Origin of the sequence: Burkholderia savannae, from assembly GCF_001524445.2 — a bacterium.
GTDB classification, from domain to species: domain Bacteria; phylum Pseudomonadota; class Gammaproteobacteria; order Burkholderiales; family Burkholderiaceae; genus Burkholderia; species Burkholderia savannae.
Genome location: NZ_CP013418.1, coordinates 253,562 through 272,643, shown reverse-complemented (window position 1 = coordinate 272,643; position 19,082 = coordinate 253,562). Strand labels below are relative to the sequence as shown.

Here is a 19,082-nt window from a genome sequence, read left to right as displayed (position 1 = left end):
CCGCCCGGCCTGAACGCGGCGCGCGGCGTCGGCGGCGTGCCGCGTTCGCATTCGATCCAGAAACGATGTGCGCGATCGCAGCGATCACAGCGATCGCCGCGCATCGAATGTCTTTGTTCACTCCCGCCCTGAACGGCGTCACCCCGGAGATTGTCATGTCCGACCCGAAGCTCGAAGTCCTCACTCCGCACAACTGCCAGATGATCTTCATCGATCAGCAGCCGCAAATGGCGTTCGGCGTTCAGTCGATCGATCGCCAGACGTTGAAGAACAACGTCGTCGGCCTCGCGAAGGCCGCGAAGATCTTCAACATCCCGACGACGATCACGACGGTCGAATCGGAATCGTTCTCCGGCTTCACGTACCCGGAGCTGCTCGACGTGTTCCCCGATCACAAGCTGCTCGAGCGCTCGTCGATGAACTCGTGGGACGACCGGAAAGTGCGCGACGCGCTGAAGGCGAACGGCCGCAAGAAAGTCGTCGTGTCCGGACTGTGGACCGAAGTCTGCAACCTGACGTTCGCGCTGTGCGCGATGGCCGAGGGCGGCTACGAGATCTACATGGTCGCCGACGCGTCGGGCGGCACCAGCAAGGAAGCGCACGACTACGCGATGCAGCGGATGATCCAGGCGGGCGTCGTGCCGGTCACGTGGCAGCAGGTGCTGCTCGAATGGCAGCGCGACTGGGCGCACCGCGAGACGTACGACGCCGTGATGACGCTCGTGAAGGAGCATTCGGGCGCTTACGGCATGGGCGTCGATTACGCATACACGATGGTCCACAAGGCTGCGCAGCGCACCGCGAGCGCGCACGAAGTGCTGGCGCCCGTTCCGGCTCGCTGAACCGGATCGGCCGGCGCGCCCGCCATGCGAGCGGACGCGCCGGCCGAATCCGATCGCCGATTGTCGATTGTCGATTGCCGATTTCGCTCGTTTCTCCGCAATCCGGCCGCGAGCAAGCGCGCGGCCGCTTCATGCATGCCGGCGCACGACGCTTCCGATCAACGCGTGCGCGATGGCTCTCGGCCCGATTCGAGCCGCCGCATTTGAGCAGCTCCATTTGAGCAGCTACATTCGAGCGGTCTCATTCAAGCGGCCCAATTCGATCGGCCCCATTCAAGCGACCGGAAAGATCGGCACGCCAGTCGATAGCCGCCACACGCCGGCGATCCGTCGCGCCGCCACCAGCTCGTCCCGGACACGGTCGCCCCGGCCATCGCCGACGCCCGACGCGCAAGCCCGGGCGCGATCCGTCAGCGGTCGAGCGCCTGCGGAATGCGTTCGGCGAGAAACGCGATGAACGTCTGCACCTTTCGCGAATGTCGCCGATTCGGCAGATACGCCCCATAGACTTGCGCGTCGCCGCCCGGCGGCGTCATGCGCCACGCCTCGAACAGCGGCAGCACGCGGCCCGCGACGACGTCGTCGTGCACGCGCCAGGTCGGCGCGAGCGCGACGCCCTGCCCGTCGAGCACGCCTTCACGCAGGATGTCGAGACTGTTCGCGGTCAGCCTGCCGCGAACCTCGACCTTCTCCGCCCCGCCATCGCGGCTGAACGTCCAGCTCTGCCGCCCTTGCCGATACGGAAAACGCAGACACCGGTGCGACGCGAGATCGCCCGGCGCGGCGGGCACGCCCATCTCGTCGAAACAACCGTGGCTCGCGACGACGATGCGCCGATTCTCCGTCAGCTTGCGCGCGACGACCGGCAAGACGCCGCATCAATGGCGCTCGAACGGCGCATCGACACCGCGAAGCATCTGCTCGCGCATGGCGACTGGCCCCTTGCGCGCATCGCGGCGCATTGCGGCTTTTCGAGCCAGAGCCATTTCACGCAGGCGTTCGCGAAAATCGTCGGCGCGCCGCGCCTGGCCGGCGCGCTTCGACGAAACCCCGCTATTTCCGGTTCACGCGACGCCACGCGGCGGGCGGCGTGCCGATCATGCTGGTGAAGACGCGCGTCAGATGCGCCTGATCCGAGAAGCCGCACTGGTGCGCGATGTCGGCGATCGGTTCGGAGTTCGAAAGCAGGCAGTGCTTCACGCGTTCGATCTTGTGCTCGAGCAGCCACCGGTGCGGCGTCGTGCCGACCGTTTGCCGAAACGCCTTGATGAAGTAGCTGCGCGACAAGCCGCACGCCGACGCGACCTGCGAGATCGGCACCTCGCCGGCGGCGTTCTCCTCGAGGATCGCCTTCGCGCGCTCCAGTTGCCAGTTCGCCAGCCCGCCCTTCGCGGGCGCGTTCGGCGCGGCCACGCCATAAGTCTGCACGATGTGGATCTGCATCGCGCGCGCCACGTGACCGGCGAGCAGCGGGCTGCGCGGCGAAGCGCCGGACGCCGCCGTCAGCAGCGCCCCGACGAGACACTGCAGCACCGCGTCGTGGCTGTCGTCCGGACATGCGAGCTCGCGAACGCCGCCCATTTGCATGTCGGCCGTCAGCTCGGCCAGCGTGCGCCGCGGCAGCACGTGGAACAGCATGTCGAACGGCCTTTGCAGATCGGCGCGAAACGGCTCGCCCTCCTGTCGGATTCGCAAGGCGATGCGCGCATCCCGACCCGGCGCGTCGTCGGCGCCCGGCGTCGCGCATGGCGTGCGCGCCGGCAGCGCCACGCCGATCAAGCAGCAATCGGCGGGCGGCAGGAACTCGACGACGCCGAAACCGCACTCCGCATGCCGCACGCGCGTCAGCACGACGGGCGCGTGTGCGTCGGCGCGCGTCTCGATCGTCTCGATCGCCGCGCCGCGAAACGCCTCGTGCAGCTCCATCGGGGCAAGATCAGTGCTGCTCATCGTCAGGCTCGGCAGTGTGCTCGCTTCGGTATCGGCAGATCGCCCCATGGCGGCTACTCCTTCGATCGGGTTAAGGATAATGGCCGATTGCATCCTTCGATAGAACAAAGGTGTCTTTTTTACAGAAACGTCGACGACGCTCGGTCCTCACCAGTTGTCATTCGCGCGCCATGCGCGCATCATCTTCGCACTTCGCGCCGCCGCCTCGCGCCGGCGGCCGTCGGGAGAAACGTCCCGCGATCTATACTTGAACAATCCGTCAGGACGGCAGGTGTCAGGCCGAGGCAACGCTTGCGCAAGCGCAGATCCGATGCCTCGCGCTCCTGGCGACGCGCACTCTTCGATGAATCACCTCCGAAATCTACTGGGGCATCTGAAGCATACCGACGACTTCGCCGCGTACGGGTTGCCGCACGACCTGATCGAACGCGCGTCCCGGTACGGCTGCGTCGTCGAAGTCGATGCCGGCGCGACGCTGTGCGCGAGCGGCACGCGCAGCGACTATCTGTACATCGTGCTCGACGGCACGACCCGATGCGCGCCGCCCGCGCATCCGGCCACGCCGTGCGGCGTCGATCACGGCCCCGGCACCTTCACCGGCGAGCTCGACCTGCTGAACGACATCGCCTGCGAAACCACGGTGGTCGCGTCGTCCGCTTGCCGCCTCGTGCGAATCCATCGCGCCACGCTTGGGGTTCTGCTGGAGCGCGAGCCGGACCTGCGCGACTTGCTCGTGCGTCTTTTCCTGCTTCGCCGCATCGGCCTGCTCGCCTACGGGCCTTCCGCCGCGTCTGCCGCACGCGGCGCCCCGCGCGCCGGCCATCGCGATCCCGGGCGCGATCCCGGGCGCGACTTCGATGTGGCGATCGTCGGCAGCGGGCCGAGCGGCATGATCGCCGCCGCGCACGCCGCATCGAGGCGCCTGAACACGATCGTCGTCGAAGGTCGCCTGCCGTTCGGGATCGACGACGAATTCGCACGGGCCGACACGGCGGAGCTTCAGCGATTCGGTCCACGCCTGACGATCGGCAGCCGCACCGTGCGCCTCGACTGCGACGCCTACCCGTTCGGCCTCGTCGCCCGCGACGGCGAACGCATCGGCGCGCACGCGCTCGTCATCGCATCGTCGCTGCGCCCCGAGTACGACCCGCGGCTCGCGCGCGTCACGCTGCGCGCGAACACCGAATGGCTCGGCGGCGCCGTCGACGTGGACGACCGCGGATTCGTCCGCACCGGCCGCGCGGCGTCCGGCACGACCTTCGCCGCCGCATTCGAAACTTCGCAGCCGGGCATGTTCGCGATCGGCGAGGTGCGCGCCGGCCCGCGGCGCTCGGCCGTCGCCAACCTGTCGGAAGGCGCGGTCGCCGTCGAGGCAGTTCGCCGCTTCATCCGCGCGTACCCGGCCTGAGCCCGATCCGCTTCGGGCCTCGCGGCGGCTCACGCAGCCGCTCACAACGCCTTCTCCATCGCCTTTTCTTCGTCGACGAGCAGCGCCGCCCCGATCAGCACCGGCGGCAACGCAAACGCCCATGCGCCGCCGATCAGATAAAGTCCCGCCGCCGCGCCGCATCCGAGTGCGAACGTCGCGACGGTCCACGCCATGTTCGCGAGCCGCGACGGCCCGCCTGCGCGCGGCACGTCGTCGCCGGCGAGGCGGTTCGACAGATGCAGCATCAGTTGCGTGACGGTGCCCGTCATCAGCGTCGTCGGCAACGCGTCCGGCAGATGCAGCCGATGCACCGCGTTCTGGATCGCCATCGCCATCACGAGGATCATTCCGGTCATGATCGCCGGCCACGCATCGCCGTCCGTGAAAGGACCGAGGCGGATCGCAAGCGCCGCGCCGATCGCGAGCAGCAGCCATTGCGCACCCAGCAGGATCTTCAGCGCCGGCGCGCGCGCACGCATCATCGAGCGCCGCGCGACGCCCGCCGCAAGCACGACGAGACAGAAGACAGGCAGCGCCAACAGCTTTGCGACGGCGCCCGTGCTGCCGGAGACGAGCGTCGCGCCGAGCGTGACGAAGTTGCCCGTCACGTGCGCGGTGAAGAGGCCCTGCAGCGCGAGAAAGCCGGCCGTATCGACGAAGCCGCCGTTGAACGTGAGCAGCGATGGAAGGTTCAGTTTCATTGCATCGGGTTCCTGAAGAATGCAACGGATGCCGGCCGGCAGGCGATCCGCGCGAAATCGCTGCGCGCTTTAATCGCCGCGAACGGCCCGCGGCCGAACCGCGCGCGCGGGATGGCCCGCGCCGCGGCCGTCCGCGCACGGCCGCCCCCGCGCGACGTCGTCACGCCCATTCCGCGGTGACTTCGATCGGCCGCAAATCGAACAGCAAGACCTCCGCCTGCCTGCCGTTCTCGATTTGCAGCGCCTGCTCGTCGCGAATCCGCGCGCCGTCGCCCTCTTGCAGCGCGACGCCGTTCACCGTCACCGATCCGCGCGCGACGTGCACGTACGCGAAACGCTGCGGCGGTAGCACGAACCGCTCGCTCGCATCGCCGTCGAACAGGCCCGCGTACACCCGCGCGTCCTGGCGAATTTTCAGCGAGCCGTCCTGCCCTTCCGGCGACACGATGAGGCGCAGCTTCCCGCGCTTGTCGCCGTCGCTCACGCTCGTCTGCTGGTAGCGCGGCTCGACGCCGCGCACCGACGGCCCGATCCAGATCTGCAGGAAATGCACGGGCTGCGCCGACGAATGGTTGAATTCGCTGTGCGCGATGCCCTTGCCCGCGCTCATCAGCTGCACGTCGCCCGGCACGATCACGGAGCCCGTGCCCATCGTGTCGCGATGTTCTAGCGCGCCTTCGAGCACGTACGACAGGATTTCCATGTCGCGGTGCGGATGCATGCCGAAGCCGCGGCCGGGCGCGACGCGATCGTCGTTGATCACGAGCAGGTCCGAGAACCCGACTTGCGCCGGATCGTAGTATTCGGCGAACGAGAACGTATGGCGCGAGCTGAGCCAGCCGTGCTCGGCGCGGCCGCGTTGATGTGCTGCCCTGACTTCAATCATGATGACCTCCGTTTCATCGCGGGCGCTGCGGGTTGCGCGCCTCGTCGATCGATGCCTGCAGCTTACGTCAACTATTTTGATACATATATAAACAGAGAGATAATTACTGTCTCATATTGGTGGACAATCATGCAATTCGACGACCTCCGGATATTCGTCGCGACAGTCGAAGCGGGAAGCTTCACGGGCGCGGCCGACAAGCTCCTGCTGTCCAAGCAGTTCGTCAGCCGGCGCGTGATGGCGCTCGAGGCGTCGCTCGGCGTCCGGCTGCTCGTGCGCAACACGCGCAAGCTCGCGGTGACGGAGCTCGGCCAGGAGTTCCATGCGCGCGCGACGCGCATCCTCGCCGAGATCGCGGAAACGGAAGAAGCGATGTCCGCGCGCCGCGGCGACCTGCGCGGAACGCTGAAGATCAGCGCGCCGATGTCGTTCGGCATCACGCGCTTGTCGCCGCTGATCGCCGAGTTCCTCGTCCAGCACCCGGCCGTGCGGCTGCACGTCGAGCTGAGCGACCGCCACGTCGACCTGATCGGCGAAGGATTCGATCTCGCGCTGCGCATCGGCGCGCTGCCCGATTCGACGCTGATCGCACGCCGTCTCGGCGCGCTGCGGATGGTCGCGTGCTGCAGTCCGGCCTATCGGCGCAAGCGAGGCGCGCCGGCGACGCCCGCCGATCTGCACGCGCACGTCTGCCTGCTGTACGGCCAGGAAGGCCGAACCGGCTGGGAGTTCGCGATCGACGGCGCGCGCCGCACATTCGAAGTGCAAGGCGCGCTGCTCGCGAACAACGGCGACGTGATCCGCGACGCGGCTGTCGCGGGGCTCGGCATCGCGCTGCTGCCGCACTTCATCGTCGAGCCCGCGCTGGACGCGGGCCAGCTCGTGGCGGTGCTCGAGCCGTTCGCGCAGGCGCCGCTGCCCGTCAACGCCGTGTATCCGCAGCATCGGCAAGACATGTCGGCCTGCCGGGTGTTTCTCGGATTCATCGAGGAGCGGCTGCGCGAGCGCTTTTCCCGGTGAGCGGCGGCGACTCGGGCGGTTGGGTGGTTGGGTGGTTGGGTGGTTGGGTGGTTGGGTGGTTGGGTGGTTGGGTGGTTGGGTGGTTGGGCAGTCGGGCAGTCGGGCAGTCGGGCAGTCGGGCAGTCGGGCAGTCGGGCAGTCGGGCAGTCGGGCAATCAAGCAGTCAAGCGGTCGGGCGGTTGATTGGGAAGCCGGGCCATTCGGCCGTTGTGTGGCGCTTCCCCGCCTCCCGATTCCATCTCATCGACCGAGATGTCCCGGACGACACGGGAAGGTCATGCTCCGCGCCGCTCCCACCATTCCCGCCACCGGCGCGCTTCGTGAATGCGGCCCGAGCGTGCGCTCTCGACCATCAGGCATCGCGCAACGAATCTGCCGATAGTTTCGCTCTGCTGCTGAACGAGCGGCGCGAAGCGGCCTCCATCGCCCAAGCGACGGGCATGTTCGCGCGCTGACCGCGCGGCATCGAGAATCGAGACGAACGCGTCCCCGCATGCGGTTTCAGATCATCGAAACCATCCGACCAAGCCCGCCGACGAATCCCGGGACCAGCGTCGGCGCGGCGGCGCTCGACCGCAGCCAGCACGGCGAGCGCCCGACAAAGCCCTGAAACCCAGGCATTTCGGGCGCTCGTCGCATCGCCGGAATCACGCCCCGCGCGTCTTCTCCTGCAACGCGCGAATCCGCATCACGGCCGCGGTGTCGTGCACCGCCGATTCGTACAGCTGCGCGAGATCGTGCTTGAGCGCGGCGCGCGAACCGCCGTCGAGATACACCATGTGTCCCGACGGATAGAACCGCGCAGACAGGTTCCGCCGCACCGTCGCATCCTCGAGCGGCATCTGCTGAAGATCGAGCACCGTCTGATAGAACGGCGTGACGAAATCGTAGAAGCCGTTCGCCGACAGCACCTTCAGATCGACGTTCAGCGCCATCGTCGCCGCGAGATCGCCCGCCGTGTAGAGGATCACGTTGCCCTTCGCGTCGACGCCCTGCTGCGCGCCCGTCGGATCGATGTGGCCGAAGTCCCAGAACTTGAACGCCTGATCGTTCAGGTCGGCGAACGACGAGTTCGACGTGTACTTCAGCTGCTCGTTCAGATACGAGTTCCACATCGCCGTGTAGACGCCCGACACGGCCGTCATCGTCGGATCGTTGCCGCCCGAGTTCGGATCGATCTTGCCCGCGATCCCCGATTCGATCCCCGTCACGCGGCCGTCGTATGCACCGAGCGCGAGGCCGCTCGCCTTCAGGAGCGTCGTCAGGAAGAGCGCGTTGCCGCGCGTGTCGTAGCTCGCGACGTCGAGGCTCCACGACAGGAGCGTCGTCGTGTCGATGCCGGTGTAGCCGGACAGCTTCTTGACCACCGCCTCGTCGGGCTGCGGGAACTTGCGCAGCGCGTCGAGATAGCCGGTGCGCGCGAACTGCGCGACCTCCTCGACGAACGCGCCGAGATCGGCCGGCGCCGGCGCGACGCCGAGCCGCTTGTGGTACCACGCGTCGGCCGCGGCGGTCGGCAGCGCGCCCACCGGATTGCCCGCCTGCTTGTAGTCGAGGATCGATGATTGCAGCGTGATCCCGTTCAGGTCGACGCCGTCCTCGTGCAGCTTGTAGGCGAGCACGCAGCTGCGCGCGGTGCCGTACGATTCGCCGAACAGGAATTTCGGCGAATTCCAGCGGTTGTTCTTCGTCAGAAAGCGCTTGATGAACTGCTTGATCGAGTTCGCGTCCTGGTCGACGCCCCAGAAATCGCGGTTCTTGTGCGGCGCGACCGCCGCCGAGTAGCCGGTGCCGACCGGATTGATGAACACGAGGTCGCTCTTGTCGATCAGGCTGTCCGGATTGTCCTCCATCCGGTACGGCGCGGGCGGCGTGAAGCTCGGCATCGACGTCCTGATCCGCCGCGGCGCGAACGAGCCGAGCAGCACGAACACCGCCGACGAGCCCGGCCCGCCGTTGTAGAAGAACGTGACCGGCCGCGTTTGCTCCTGCTGGCCGTCCTGCGTGAACGCGACGTAGAAGATCTTCGCGTTCGGCTGCGAACTGCTCGCGTCGACGGTCACGAGATGGCCCGCCGTCGCCGTGTACGCGATCGTGCGGCCGTCGATCTGGATCGTGTGATGCGTGATCGCGGCGGCCTCGGTCGTGTCCGTCACCGAATCGTCGGGGCCATTGCCGTACGCGACCGGATCGAAGAACGGCTGGTCGCCGTCGCGCTTCGGCGCCGCGACGATCGGCGGCGGCGCGTGAACCGAAGCGGAAGCGCCATGATGGAGCGGCTGCGTGCCGCCCGAAGAAGTCGAATCGATGCTCATCGTGCTGCTCCTTCTGGTTCCATTGGAGGGTGCATGAACGAATCGTCAATCGTGCCAAACCGTTTGCCGCCGATCGCGGCCGCGCGCGCATCGCGAGCGGCCGGTCACGTCGAGCCGGCCCCGGGGCCGGCTTCGCGCAATGCGCGGCCGCCGCCTTTGCCGTCGCCGCCTCGCCGCAACGGCGAAGCGGCGAAGCACAGCCGTGATGCCGGAATGCCGTGATGCCGGAATGCCGGCGTCACCGCACGGCGAGCCGGAAAGCCCCGACATCGCCGCCGCGTCGGCCGTGCGACATCGCGGCCCGCCGCGTCGTCGCCGCGGCGACGAACGGCCCGCCGGCATGATCGATGCGCCGCGCGCCGACGCCGCCGGAGCGCCGCGACCGGAACCGCCTCTACCGATCCCGCGCCGCCAATCTCGAATGGCGCCGCGCGCGCGTCAAGCGCCGCGACGCCGCAGCCTGCGAACCGCCGCGCCGGATGCGGCGGCGCGGCGGCCCGCGACGCACCGCCAGCCGTCGCATCGGCCCGCGATCACCCCGTGGCGCCGCTCTTGAGCGCCGCCACGACCTTCGCGCCGTCCGGGCTGCCGAGCCCCGTGCATGCGTCCCAGCCGGGCGTCGCCGCGTACGCGCCGTTGTCGCCGACCGTGACGTCGCGCAGCGCGCCCGCGTTCCGGTACAGCTTCGGGTTGATCCAGCCCGCGGAACTGCCCACCGCCGCGTTGATCCGCGCGACGAGCGCGGCCCAGAGCGGCGCGACGGCGCTCGTGCCGCCCATCACCGCCGACGTGCCGCCGACGAGCACCTCGTAGCCCGTCGCGGGCGACGCGTCGCCCGCGACGTCGGGCACGCCGCGCTTCGCGAGCGGCGACGCGGCGCCGCCCCGCGCGAGCGTCGCGCTCAGCCCCTTCTGCCAGTCCGGCAAATCGAACACGTCGCTCACGCCGCCGCCCGTCGAACCGCCGCCCGCCGCGTCGTCGTTCCATACGACCTCGCTGCGGATGCCCTGCCCCGGCAGCGCATCGAGCCGCGTGCCGCCGCACGCGAGCACGTACGGGCTCGACGCCGGAAAGTCGACGTGGTTCGCGCCGTCCTGCACGCCGTCGGCCGAGCCGGCGTCGCCGGACGCCGCGCACACGGTCACGCCGAGCGCCGCGGCCGACTGCAGCACGCGGTTGAACGCCTGCAGCGATTGCGACGTCCACGCGGCCTCCGGGCCGCCCCAACTGATCGACACGACCGACGGCCGGTTCGTCGTGTCGTGCACCGCCTGGTTGACCGCCTGAATGAAGCCCGCGTCGCTGTTCTGCGCGAAATAGACGGCGAGCGTCGCGCCGGGCGCGATCGCGCCCGCGACCTCGAGATCGAGCGCGACTTCGCCGTCCGGCCCGCTCGGGTCGCCCGTCGGCGCATTGCGGCCGGCGCCGACGTTCACGTCGACGAGCTTCGGCTGCCGAGCGAGCCCGAGGCCGCTGAAATACTGCTGGATCTCGGCCGGCCGATACCCGCCGCCGAGCTCGACGATCGCGATGCACTCGCCCGCGCCGTCGCCGGGCGGAAAACCATACAGGGATGCGAGCTGCGGCGGCGTGTAGGTGACGGCCGCGCCGCCGCGCGCCGGCTGGAAAGTCGGCCGCAGCCGGAAATGCGGCCGGGCCTGCGGACGGTTGTCGAGCCCGAGCACCGCGGTGACGACGTCGTGCAACTCGTCTGGCAGCGCGATATCGCCCGTGCGGCCGCGATACTGGCCGATCGTCCGGTGCTCGAAGCGCTGCAGTTTCACGCCGAACGCCGCCTCGAACTGCGCGATCGTGCCCGACAGCACGACGAGGCTCTCGACCGGATCGACGCGCGCGACCGTCAGGCCGTGCTGCTTCGCGAACGCCTCGACTTTGCCGACATCGTCGGGGTGCGCGCAGAAACGCTGCGCGAACGCTTCGCGCGAAACCGGCTTCGCGTCGGGATCGCCGCTCGCGAGGCCTTGCAACAGCGAATCGAGGTGCTGCTCTTCCTGCCGCCGCAACATCACCACCACACGGATCGTCTCGGCCGGATCGCACGGACCGATGCACGTGGATTCGGCGACGATCGGCGGTTCGTTGCCGGCGTGAAGATGCCTTGCCATATTCGAGTCCTCCAGAAGCCGTGATAACGGGTTGCCAGGATTCGGACACGGTCGCGCGATCGCAGTTCCGGGCGGTATGTCGGACGGCGCACACACGCCGTCGACAGGACCGTGCGACAGTACGGCAGAGCAAGTGTAAAGCACGCGCGGCGATCCTGTATCGGCCTCTCGAGCGTTCGCGAAGGCGTGCGCCGGCGCATTCGCGAAGTTCGGCGCGGCGCGGCGCGGCGTGCGTGTGCGTGTGCGTGCGTGCGGCGCGCGCGTGTGGCGCAACGCGCGCGCGGCGCGCGGATGCCGGCATTTCGCGGTTAGTTGCTTCGCACGCGCGGGCGGCTTCGCGCGTCGCCGCCGGAGCCGATGCCGGCGCTCGCGCGCGGCAGGTCAGTCGATCGACAGTCGCAGCGCAAAACCGAGCAGCACGGCCGAAAACGTCCAGCGCTGCGCGGTCTGCGCAAGCGGATGCGCGCGCAACCATCCCGCGATGCGCGCCGCGCCGGCGACGCACGCGAGATCGAAGCACAGGCCCGCGAGCACGAGCACGGCACCGAGCGTCGCCATTTGCACGATCACCGGCGCGCCGCCCCGTTGGACGAACTGCGGCAGCAGCACCGAGCAGAACAGCAGCGCCTTCGGGTTCAGCAGGTTGGTGAGCAGGCCTTTGACGAACGTATGGCGCAGCCGCGCGGCGGGCTCGGCCGCGCCGTCGTCGGACAGCGCGAACGCCGGCGAGCGGAAGATCTGCACCGCGACGTACGCGAGGTACAGCGCGCCGCCGTAGCGCACGGTCTCGTAGAGCCACGGCGCGCTCTTGAGGAGCGCGGCGACGCCGCACGCGGACAGCGTCACGTGCACGGCGCGCGCGAGCCCGAGCCCCGCGGCGGCGGCCGCGCCGTGCCGCGCGCCGCGGCCGATGCCCGTTTGCAGCACGAACGCCATGTCCGGCCCGGGCACCGCGTAGACGGCGACGACGGCGGCGATGTAGACGAGCAGCAAATGAGCGGAAAACATGGTCAAGCCCGGATTCGGAAAGGGTTCCATGTTGCCCCTGCTCAACGAGGGTTATTTGGCTAATTTAGCCTTCCAGCACGACGGAATTATTGGAATACACTACTAGAAACCGATTTTTTAGAGCATCCCCACACCATGATCGATCTCGACAAAACCGACCGCGCCATCCTCGCCGCGGTGCAGCTCGACGGACGCATTCCGGTCGCCCGCCTCGCCGACTCGGTGGGGCTGAGCGAAACGCCGTGCGCGCGCCGCCTGAAGCGCCTCGAAAGCGACGGCTACATCGAGCGCTATCGCGCGCAGATCTCGCGCAACGCGCTCGGCTTCGGCGTCATCGCGTTCGTGCTGCTGCGCTGCGCGGTTCACGATCGCGGCGTCGCCAACCGCTTCGAGCGCGAGGTGCTCGGCATTCCGCGCATCCTGTCGTGCCACAACGTGTCGGGCTCCGCCGACTATCTGCTGCAAGTCGTCGCGCACGATCTCGACGATTACGGGACGTTCCTGCGCGAGACGCTGCGCGTGCTGCCGGGCGTCACGTCGATCGAGTCGGCGCTGTCGCTGCGCGAGGTGAAGCGCGAGGCCGAACTGCCGATTCCATGAGCGCCGGCGAAGCGCGCGGCCGCCGCCGGGCGCGGCACGGCGCCAACGCGCGCGGCCGAGCGGCGCGCATGCCGGCTATGACGCCGCGGGCGCGGCATCCACTATCATGCGTATTCCCCGAAACGCCGCCGAACCCGCCCCAATGAACGAAGCCGCCCCGATCCGCCTCGAACGATTCGTCGCCCGCCCGCCTGCGCAAGTCTGGGCGGCGCTCACCGAGCCCGCGGCGCTCGCGCGCTGGTGGGCGGCGGGCGACGTGAGCCCCGCGCACGGCCACCGGTTCACGCTCGACATGGGCCCGTGGGGCAAGCAGCCATGCGAAGTGACCACGGTCGAGCCGGAGCGCCGGTTCGCGATCCTGTTCGCGCAGGGCACGCTCGACACGACGATCACCTGGCGGCTCGCGCCCGAGGACGGCGGCACGCGCGTGTTCTTCGAGCATGCGGGCTTCGATCTGGACGCGCCGCAGGCGCGGATCGCGTACGAAGGCATGGCGCGCGGCTGGCCGTCCGTGCTCGCGCGGATCGAACAGGCGATCGGAGGCTGACCTCGCGCCGCCCTGCGTCCGCCCGTCGCGCCGCCGGAGAATCGCGCCCCCTTTGAGCGCTGTCATCAAACTGCCTGATCGCGGGCGCTAGGATCGAACGGTCAGTCATATCAAGGGCCGTCATGAACCACCCTCTGTCCGCCGCGACGAGCGAAGAGCTCGGCCGCACTCGGCATCTGGGCATCGCGCTTCTCGTCACCCTCGTCGCGGCCGGCGCCGCCTACGTGTTCGTCCACCTGTTCGCGGATCTCGCGCCCGTCGGCGAGCACACGGCTCTCCCCTACCTGCTGCTCGGCGTCGCGCTCGCGATCGCGCTCGGCTTCGAATTCGTCAACGGCTTTCACGACACCGCGAACGCGGTTGCGACCGTCATCTACACGCATTCGCTGACGCCGAACGTCGCCGTCATCTGGTCGGGCATCTGGAATTTTCTCGGCGTGATGGCGTCGACGGGCGCAGTCGCGTTCGGCATCCTGCAGTTGCTGCCCGTCGAACTGATCCTGCAAGTCGGCCACGGCGCGGGCTTCGCGATGGTGTTCGCGCTGCTGATCGCGGCGATCGCGTGGAATCTCGCGACCTGGTATTTCGGCCTGCCTTCGTCGAGCTCGCACACGCTGATCGGCTCGATCATCGGCGTCGGACTCGCGAACCAGTTGATGCACGGCTCGTCCGGCACGAGCGGCGTCGACTGGGCGCAGGCGGCGGGCGTCGGCAAATCGCTGCTGTTCTCGCCGATCGTCGGCTTCCTGTGCGCGGGCCTGCTGCTCGCCGTGCTGAAGGCGCTCGTGCGCGTGCCCGCGCTCTATCGCGAGCCGCGGACGAACGAGCCGCCGCCGCTCTGGGTTCGCGGCCTGCTGATCCTGACCTGCACGGGCGTGTCGTTCGCGCACGGCTCGAACGACGGACAGAAAGGCATGGGGCTCATCATGCTGATCCTGATCGGCACCGTGCCGACTGCGTATGCGCTCAACAAGGCGGTCACGCCCGGCGAGACGCAGACGTTCATCGCCGTCGCGCATCGGGCGTCCGAAGCGCTTGCGCGCTACGCGGGCGACGCGCCGCCGTCGCCGAACCCGCGCGCCGACGTCGAGGCATACGTGCAGTCGCGCCGCCTGAGCGGCACGACGCTGCCGGCGGTCCGGCAGTTGTCGGACGCGCTCGCGGCCGAGGTCGGCGCAACGGGCTCGATCGCGACAGTCCCCGAGGGCCAGGCGGACAACGTGCGCAACACGATGTATCTGGTGTCCGAAGCCGTGCGCCTGATGGAGAAGACCGGACAGCCGACGTTCGCGCCGCAGGACCGCCGCGCGCTCGACGACTATCGCAAGCAGCTCGATCACGCGACGAAGTTCATTCCGACCTGGGTCAAGGTCGCGGTCGCGATCGCGCTCGGTCTCGGCACGATGGTCGGGTGGCGGCGCATCGTCGTGACCGTCGGCGAGAAGATCGGCAAGCAGCATCTGACCTACGGGCAAGGCGCCTCGGCGGAAGTCGTCGCGATGCTGACGATCGGCGCGGCGGACGCGTACGGGCTGCCGGTATCGACGACGCACGTGCTCTCGTCGGGCGTCGCCGGCACGATGGCCGCGAACGGCTCGGGGCTGCAATGGAGCACCGTGCGCAGCCTCGTGCTCGCCTGGGTGCTGACGCTGCCCGCCTCGATCGTCCTCGCGGGCGCGCTCTACTGGGGCTTCCACGCGCTGGTGTGACGCCGGATGACGGCTCGCCGCGCAAGCGCTCCGCATGAATTGCGGCGCAAGATTCGGAGCGCGACGCATCGACCGTTTCGCTAGACTGGCCGCATCGATCCATCCACGATGCAGCGAAGAAACGCCGATGAATGCGACGTTCGAACCACCCGCGACGCCCGCCCGCGCACACGACTCGGCGCACGCCCCGGTTTTACCCGTCGCATCGCGCGAGGCCGCGCTCGCGCAGCGAATCGACGCGCTCTCGTGGCGGCCGATCGAACAGGCCCTCGATCGCGACGGCCACGCGATCGTCCGCGGCCTGCTCGCGCGCCGCACGTGCGAAGCGCTCGCCGCGCTCTATGCGCGCGACGCGCTGTTCCGCAGCCGCGTGACGATGGCGCGACACGGATTCGGGCGCGGCGAATACAAGTACTTCGGCTATCCGCTGCCGCGCTTGATTCAGGCGCTGCGCACGGCGCTCTATGCGCACCTCGCGCCGATCGCGAATCGCTGGCACGCGCAGATGCGCATCGATGCACGCTTTCCTCTCGAGCACGAACGATTCATCGAGCGCTGTCACGCCGCCGGACAGTTGCGCCCGACGCCGCTGCTATTGCGCTACCGCGAAGACGATTACAACTGCCTGCATCAGGATCTGTACGGCGAGCACGTGTTTCCGCTGCAGGCGGCGATCCTGCTGTCGGAACCCGGCGCCGATTTCACGGGCGGCGAATTCGTGATCACCGAGCAACGGCCGCGCATGCAATCGCGCGTCGACGTCGTGCCGCTCGAGCAAGGCGACGCGGTCATCTTCGCCGTGCACCATCGTCCGGTGCAAGGCGCGCGCGGCCCGTACCGGGTGAATCTTCGGCATGGCGTGAGCCGCTTGCGCGCCGGGCAGCGGCACACGCTCGGGATCATCTTTCACGACGCGTTGTGACACCCGCCGCGGGAAAGCACGCCGTATCGGGCCATGCATGCGCATCGATGCGCATGCCCCTCGACCTTTCCGATCTGCAAACGCAAAGCAGCCGACTCGAATGAAATGGTTGCGCACGCATCCATTTACCGGGACGCATGCGCATCGCACGGACATTCGATGCGACGGCGCAACCGCGTCGCCCGCACACGATTTCGCCATCGCGCCGACATGCGCCACGCGATCGCGCGGCATGCCCGCCCGTAAGAAACGCGCAACAGATTCGAAAGACTGTAACCATCGACAAGCGAGATTCGACAAGCGAGATTCATCAGGACAATTGACGATAGCGTCGAGCGGACGATCTCCTCCACGAAGGCGCACACGCATTTCGAATGTGCTAACGCGCCGTCGAGAAACGAAGCAAACGCGCCCGTCAGTGTTCGGCATCACCCCGTTCGGCAATTTGCCTCCATTCGCTGCCGCCGCTCGCGGCACCTATTCGCTACTCTTTCGGGCAGCCAGGATCGGCCGCGTTCGCGCGACGATCGTTAGCCACCGAAAGCCTCGCAGCATCGCTCGACGTGCGCCGCCCGTGTTTCTGAACGAAGGTGGAACCATGCGAAATTTCTTCGATCTGGTCGGACAAGCGGCGTGCCGCACGCCCGACGCCGAGGCACTCGTCGCGCGCGACGCTCGGCTGACCTATCTGGCGCTCGCCGCGCTCGGCCTGTCATTCGCCGAGCGATTGCGGGCGCTCGATATCGCGCCGGGCGAGCGGCTCGCGATCTTTCTCGACAAGCGCGTCGAGGCGGTCGTCGCGATGCTCGGCGCGGCCGCCGCGGGCGTGGTGTTCGTGCCGATCAATCCGGTTCTCAAGCCCGAGCAGGTCAATCACATCCTCGTCGACAGCGGCGCGCGCTGCCTCGTCACGTCGTCGCTGCGCGCGCGGATTCTCGGCGACGGCGTGCCCGCGAACATGCCGTACGTGATCCTGACCGACGCAAAAACGCAAGCGCCCGCGCCGTCGTCGCGCACGACGTATCTGCGATGGATACAGGCCGACGCGCCGCCCGAATCCGCGGCGCTCGCGCGCGCCAACGCGCAAACCTCGCTGCAAGCTGACACGATCGATACCGATCTCGCCGCGCTCCTCTACACGTCGGGCTCGACCGGCCGCCCGAAGGGCGTGATGCTGAGCCATCGCAATCTGCTCGAAGGCGCATGGAGCGTCGCGCAATACCTGCGCCACACGGCGGAGGATCGCATTCTCGCGGCGCTGCCGCTCAGCTTCGATGCCGGCCTCAGCCAGCTCACGACCGCGTGGGCCGCGAGCGCGACCGCCGTGCTGGTCGACTATCTAATGCCGGCGGACGTCGTCGACGTCTGCGTGCGCGAACGCATCACCGGCTTCGCGGGCGTGCCGCCGCTGTGGGCCCAGCTCTCGCGCGCCGCATGGCCCGACGACGCGCGCGCGCGACTGCGCTATTTCGCGAACACCGGCGGCCGCATGCCGCAACCGGTGCTGCGCGCACTGCGCGCGCTCTTCCCGAATGCGTCGCCGTATCTGATGTACGGGCTCACCGAAGCGTTCCGCTCGACCTACCTCGATCCCGCCGAAGTCGATCGCCGCCCCGATTCGATCGGCAAGGCGGTGCCGAACGCGCGGGTCCTCGTCGTGCGCGACGACGGCTCGCCGTGCGCGCCGAACGAGGTCGGCGAGCTGGTTCATGTCGGCGCGTGCGTGACGCTCGGCTATTGGAACGATCCCGAGCGCACCGCGTTTCGCTATCGGCCGTCGCCCGAGACGAAGCCGGGCGGCGCACGGCGTGAGACGGCCGTCTGGTCTGGCGATCTCGTGCGCCGCGACGACGACGGCTTCCTCTATTTCGTCTCCCGTAACGATGCGCAGATCAAGAGTTCCGGCTACCGGATCAGCCCGGAGGAGATCGAGGACGTCGCGCACGCGAGCGGTCTCGTCGCCGAAGCCGTCGCGCTCGGCGTGCCGCATGACGAGCTCGGCGAGGCGATCACGCTCGTCGTCGTGCCGCTGTGCGCCGAATCGTTCACGCCCGACGCGCTGCGCACGTGGTGCGCGAAGCAACTGCCGCCATACATGGTGCCGCACACGATCGCGGCGCGCGCGTCGCTGCTGCGCAATCCGAACGGAAAATTCGATCGCGTCGCGCTGCGCGCGGATGCCGCAAATCTCGTCGAATCGCTCTGACGGCCGGCCGCGCCGAGCGACCGTCGACGCGCGGCGCTTCGGGCGGTCGCGCCGCGCCGACCACGCCTCGCCGCGCCGCGCGGTTCGATGCACGATGCGCGGGGCACGACCGTTGCCCGCCGCCGCATTCCGCCCGCCCGGCGTGCTGCAGCGCAATCACGGCCCGCAAGCGCGCGCTCGGCAGCGGTGGCGTGGTCGCATCCCGATCGCTTCGGGTCCCGCCATTTCCCGGCGCCGGCTTGCGTTCCGCCACGAATATATTCGCTCCACCATATTCCGGCGGAAAACAAGAATTCACCGCGCATCTAAAATCCTGATTCCACTCGAATATCCACTCGACACCATCCTTCACTGACGGCGAGTTGCCGAAACGATACGGCACTTACTGACGCATGCACAAAGACTTGTTCATGCGAAAATGAAATGAACTCGTCTATTGCATCGCACCAACGGTTTAAATTTCCGGCCGCCGAACCGGACGCGTCACGCCCCGCGGCCTCTCCTGCCGGATCGTTGCAGGCAGCGAAAAATATCCGAGCCGTTGAGATAAAAATATCGAACGTCATGCCGGAATAAATCTCAGATAATCCGAACGCCGCTCTTGCAATCGTTATTGCATTTGATATTATTTCCGGACAATTTCTACGTCATTGCGTTATCCGATTTTCATTGGCGACGCGTCCCCAACCCGGTACACGGCACTTCCGAAAGTCTTGATTTTCAATAACGGGGGCATGCAAATTGAGCAGGCTGCTTCAACGCGAATATCGAACAGGTGGAGACGACGGTGCGGGGTCGTCGTCCGGAGAAAGCGCTTCGAC

The 19,082-nt window shown here is 68.2% G+C and carries 14 protein-coding genes and 2 pseudogenes; 9 read left to right on the top strand and 7 right to left on the bottom strand.

Annotated elements, in window-relative coordinates:
- Positions 1-155 precede the first annotated feature (155 nt).
- Entirely contained in the window at positions 156-842 is a 687-nt protein-coding gene (locus WS78_RS22120) for a hydrolase (RefSeq protein WP_038743905.1), read from the top strand.
- A gap of 410 nt (positions 843-1,252) precedes the next feature.
- Here the strand turns inward: WS78_RS22120 and WS78_RS22110 are convergent.
- Positions 1,253-1,705 (bottom strand): annotated as a pseudogene (locus WS78_RS22110) (substrate binding domain-containing protein); the annotation flags it as partial.
- Here WS78_RS22110 and WS78_RS22105 point away from each other — a divergent pair.
- A pseudogene (locus WS78_RS22105) lies at positions 1,695-1,951 on the top strand (helix-turn-helix transcriptional regulator); the annotation flags it as partial. The pseudogenes WS78_RS22110 and WS78_RS22105 overlap by 11 nt on opposite strands.
- On the opposite strand, the gene WS78_RS22100 reads toward WS78_RS22105, so the two are convergent.
- Complete coding sequence (locus tag WS78_RS22100) at positions 1,896-2,792, bottom strand: helix-turn-helix domain-containing protein (RefSeq protein ID WP_038743902.1); 897 nt, start codon at positions 2,790-2,792, stop codon at positions 1,896-1,898. The pseudogene WS78_RS22105 and the gene WS78_RS22100 overlap by 56 nt on opposite strands.
- 343 nt (positions 2,793-3,135) lie before the next feature.
- On the opposite strand from WS78_RS22100, the gene WS78_RS22095 reads away from it, so the two are divergent.
- Positions 3,136-4,200, top strand: a complete 1,065-nt coding sequence (locus WS78_RS22095) for a cyclic nucleotide-binding domain-containing protein (RefSeq protein WP_059576018.1) — start codon at positions 3,136-3,138, stop codon at positions 4,198-4,200.
- Between the two features lie 41 nt (positions 4,201-4,241).
- On the opposite strand, the gene WS78_RS22090 is transcribed toward WS78_RS22095, so the two are convergent.
- Together WS78_RS22090 and WS78_RS22085 are read right to left on the bottom strand one after the other, a co-directional pair.
- Complete coding sequence (locus tag WS78_RS22090) at positions 4,242-4,922, bottom strand: YoaK family protein (protein ID WP_059576021.1); 681 nt, start codon at positions 4,920-4,922, stop codon at positions 4,242-4,244.
- Positions 4,923-5,082: 160 nt separating this feature from the next.
- Positions 5,083-5,808: a pirin family protein gene (locus tag WS78_RS22085; RefSeq protein ID WP_059576024.1), complete on the bottom strand. Its 726-nt coding sequence runs from the start codon at positions 5,806-5,808 to the stop codon at positions 5,083-5,085.
- A gap of 129 nt (positions 5,809-5,937) precedes the next feature.
- On the opposite strand from WS78_RS22085, the gene WS78_RS22080 reads away from it, so the two are divergent.
- A complete protein-coding gene (locus WS78_RS22080; RefSeq protein WP_038743812.1) occupies positions 5,938-6,828 on the top strand; it encodes a LysR family transcriptional regulator in 891 nt (296 codons plus the stop codon).
- Positions 6,829-7,475: 647 nt separating this feature from the next.
- Here the strand turns inward: WS78_RS22080 and WS78_RS22070 are convergent.
- The 3 genes from WS78_RS22070 to WS78_RS22050 form a co-directional block, all read right to left on the bottom strand.
- Complete coding sequence (locus tag WS78_RS22070; RefSeq protein WP_059576027.1) at positions 7,476-9,143, bottom strand: S10 family peptidase; 1,668 nt, start codon at positions 9,141-9,143, stop codon at positions 7,476-7,478.
- A gap of 533 nt (positions 9,144-9,676) precedes the next feature.
- Positions 9,677-11,269: a S53 family peptidase gene (locus tag WS78_RS22055; RefSeq protein ID WP_059576033.1), complete on the bottom strand. Its 1,593-nt coding sequence runs from the start codon at positions 11,267-11,269 to the stop codon at positions 9,677-9,679.
- A gap of 381 nt (positions 11,270-11,650) precedes the next feature.
- The gene (locus WS78_RS22050) at positions 11,651-12,277 is read right to left on the bottom strand and encodes a LysE family translocator (protein WP_038743900.1); all 627 of its coding nucleotides are present in this window, start codon (positions 12,275-12,277) and stop codon (positions 11,651-11,653) included.
- A gap of 135 nt (positions 12,278-12,412) precedes the next feature.
- Here WS78_RS22050 and WS78_RS22045 point away from each other — a divergent pair, with 135 nt between their 5' ends.
- From WS78_RS22045 to WS78_RS22020, 5 genes are all read left to right on the top strand, one after another.
- Positions 12,413-12,877, top strand: a complete 465-nt coding sequence (locus tag WS78_RS22045) for an Lrp/AsnC family transcriptional regulator (protein WP_038743804.1) — start codon at positions 12,413-12,415, stop codon at positions 12,875-12,877.
- A 142-nt stretch (positions 12,878-13,019) separates the two neighbouring features.
- Positions 13,020-13,424: an SRPBCC family protein gene (locus WS78_RS22040; protein ID WP_038743802.1), complete on the top strand. Its 405-nt coding sequence runs from the start codon at positions 13,020-13,022 to the stop codon at positions 13,422-13,424.
- A 122-nt stretch (positions 13,425-13,546) separates the two neighbouring features.
- Positions 13,547-15,133, top strand: coding sequence for an inorganic phosphate transporter (locus WS78_RS22035; RefSeq protein ID WP_059576037.1), 1,587 nt, complete (start codon positions 13,547-13,549; stop codon positions 15,131-15,133).
- 127 nt (positions 15,134-15,260) lie between these two features.
- Positions 15,261-16,055: a 2OG-Fe(II) oxygenase gene (locus WS78_RS22030; protein WP_038743798.1), complete on the top strand. Its 795-nt coding sequence runs from the start codon at positions 15,261-15,263 to the stop codon at positions 16,053-16,055.
- 598 nt (positions 16,056-16,653) lie between these two features.
- A complete protein-coding gene (locus tag WS78_RS22020; protein ID WP_059576475.1) occupies positions 16,654-18,261 on the top strand; it encodes an acyl-CoA ligase (AMP-forming), exosortase A system-associated in 1,608 nt (535 codons plus the stop codon).
- Positions 18,262-19,082 lie beyond the last annotated feature (821 nt).